Origin of the sequence: Nitratidesulfovibrio oxamicus (assembly GCF_015731765.1) — a bacterium.
Lineage (GTDB): Bacteria > Desulfobacterota > Desulfovibrionia > Desulfovibrionales > Desulfovibrionaceae > Cupidesulfovibrio > Cupidesulfovibrio oxamicus.
Window position 1 is genome coordinate 1 of sequence record NZ_VRYY01000397.1, and the last position, 2,353, is coordinate 2,353.

A 2,353-nucleotide genomic window follows, 5' to 3' on the forward strand; every position below is an offset into this window, starting at 1 on the left:
TTGCCCACCTGGCCCACGCGGTGGAGGTGGTGCCCGGCGTGCCCGCCCTGTGCGGGGCCGCCGCCCTGCTGGGCGCGCCGCTGATGCACGACTTCGCCTCGGTGAGCCTGAGCGACCTGCTGACCCCGTGGCCGATCATAGAACGCCGCCTGGATGCGGCCCTTGGCGCGGATTTCGTGGTGGCCATCTACAACCCCCGCTCGCGCCGCCGGGCCGACCATCTGGAAAAGGCCCTGGCCATCGCCGCCCGCCACCGGGGGCCGGATACCCCCATCGGACTGGTGCGCCAGGCCTACCGCCCCGGCCAGCAGGTGTCGGTCACGCCGCTTTCCGCCTTCGACCCGGCCACGGTGGACATGCTGTCCATCGTCATCATCGGCAACGGGGCCACCACCATGGTGGGGGGGCGCATGGTCACCCCGCGCGGGTACATGGACAAGTACGCCCCCGACGGCACCCGCAAGCGGGACGGCGGCGAATAATCACGCGGCGCTGGCCCTGGCCGGATGTCTCCGGCAGGTGCCGGAATCCGGTGCTGCGACCACTTGAGCGCCGCCCTTGCCGCATGCGCAATCTAATGGACATCCGCACCACCTTGTGCCGCACGGCACGCGCGGCACGTTCGGAATGGGGCAGCGTTTACCCCTAACCCACCAGAGTTCGCGGCATTTTCCCGGCCCGTCTTGACACCGCGAACGCGACCTACTACCATGGCGCTTGGGAAATCCTTAACATGCCTTGTGAAGGAGGTATTTCTGCGATGAAAAAGATGTTCCTCACCGGTGTGCTCGCGCTGGCCGTTGCCATCGCCATGCCCGCCCTTGCCGCCGCTCCGAAGGCCCCTGCCGACGGTCTGAAGATGGACAAGACCAAGCAGCCCGTGGTCTTCAACCACTCGACCCACAAGGCCGTGAAGTGTGGCGAATGCCACCACCCGGTCAACGGCAAGGAAGACTACCAGAAGTGCGCCACCGCCGGTTGCCACGACAGCATGGACAAGAAGGACAAGTCCGCCAAGGGCTACTACCACGCCATGCATGACAAGGGCACCAAGTTCAAGAGCTGCGTGGGCTGCCACCTTGAAACCGCCGGCGCCGACGCCGCCAAGAAAAAGGAACTGACGGGCTGCAAGGGCTCCAAGTGCCATAGCTAGGCACTGCCGTCATTTTCCCGGCTTTCTGGGCCGTCCCTTCGGGGGCGGCCCTTTGCGTTTCCGGGCTGGTCCGGGTCGGGTTGAGCGGAACGGAGTTGGCCGAGTGCAGCCGGGCCGTACCGAGTCGGGCCATGCCGGGCGGTTCGTGCCGGGCAGTCCGTGCCATTCGGGACATGCCGTACGGCCCGCTTCAGGGCATGCGGGGCACGCGCCATGTGGCATGCCGCACGCGCTTGCGCCATGCCCGTTCCTGTGTGTAGTATTGATGCCTTGAAACACGCAAAGCGCCCGCCGTCTCGCAGCGGCACTTTGCCGGACAGGTGCGCGAGCGCCGCAACCGTTACCGAAGGTTTGCCCAAGGGTCTGTCATGTCTCCCACCGACGATGCCCACCTGACGGCCGACGAGGACATCATCGAGCTTACCGACATCATCGAGAAGGGCAACGCGCCGCAGGCGCAGTCCGGCTCAGATGCCGCGAGCTTCGAGAAGGAACTCGAAGACCTGTTTTCCGACGGCGGCGGCCTGGAATCGCTGACGGGGTTCGATACTCTGGACGCCGACATCGCGCCACCGCCCCCTGCCCCGTCTCCAGCCGCCTCCATGACGCAGGACGACGACGCAAGCCATGGCGATGCCGGACCGGGTTCCGGGATGGACGCCAGCATGGACGCCGACATCGATGCCCTGCTGAACAGCATAGGCGACCTGCCGGATACGCCGGAGCACGCTCCGGCCCTGGCGCCCGCCGCCCCCAAGGCCACCGCAGCCCACCACGATGCAGAGGAGGCTCACGCCATGGCCGCCAAGCCCGTCTCGTCCACGCCTTCGGCCATCACTGGCCGCCCCGTCGATCCGGACGAGAAATTGTCCATGCCCGACATGACCGACGTGGACGCCCTGCTCGGCGATCTGGGCGCGCCCAGCGCCGCAGACCTGACCTCGGGCGGTTCCGGTTCATCCATGGGCGACGACGACATCGACGACCTCATTTCCGGGCTGGACGCCAAGGCGCCGCCCGCGCCTGCGGCGCCCGCCGCCCCGCAGAAACCCGCCGACCTGGTGGACGTGGCCGATCTGGACGCCCTGCTGGAAGACATGCTGGGATCAGGCGGCAAGCCCGCCGCCCCCGAACCGGAGCCGGAACCGGAGGCGCCTGCGCAGTCCCCGCCGCCTGACGAAACAGACCCCTTCGAGGCCG

2 protein-coding genes and 1 pseudogene are annotated in these 2,353 nt (G+C 67.7%); all 3 read left to right on the forward strand.

The genetic code is table 11. The features are described 5' to 3' along the window. Positions 1 to 482 (forward strand): precorrin-3B C(17)-methyltransferase (locus tag FVW20_RS12795; protein WP_196609919.1); only part of this gene is annotated, 482 nt, incomplete at its 5' end. Between the two features lie 278 nt (positions 483 to 760). Beyond that, positions 761 to 1,153, forward strand: coding sequence for a cytochrome c3 family protein (locus tag FVW20_RS12800; RefSeq protein WP_196609920.1), 393 nt, complete (start codon positions 761 to 763; stop codon positions 1,151 to 1,153). A gap of 368 nt (positions 1,154 to 1,521) precedes the next feature. Then, positions 1,522 to 2,353: pseudogene (locus FVW20_RS12805) on the forward strand (hypothetical protein); the annotation flags it as partial.

Excerpts from the sequence above, each read along its gene's own strand:
- FVW20_RS12800 (WP_196609920.1), top strand. The coding sequence starts at position 761 with ATGAAAAAGATGTTCCTCACCGGTGTGCTCGCGCTGGCCGTTGCCATC.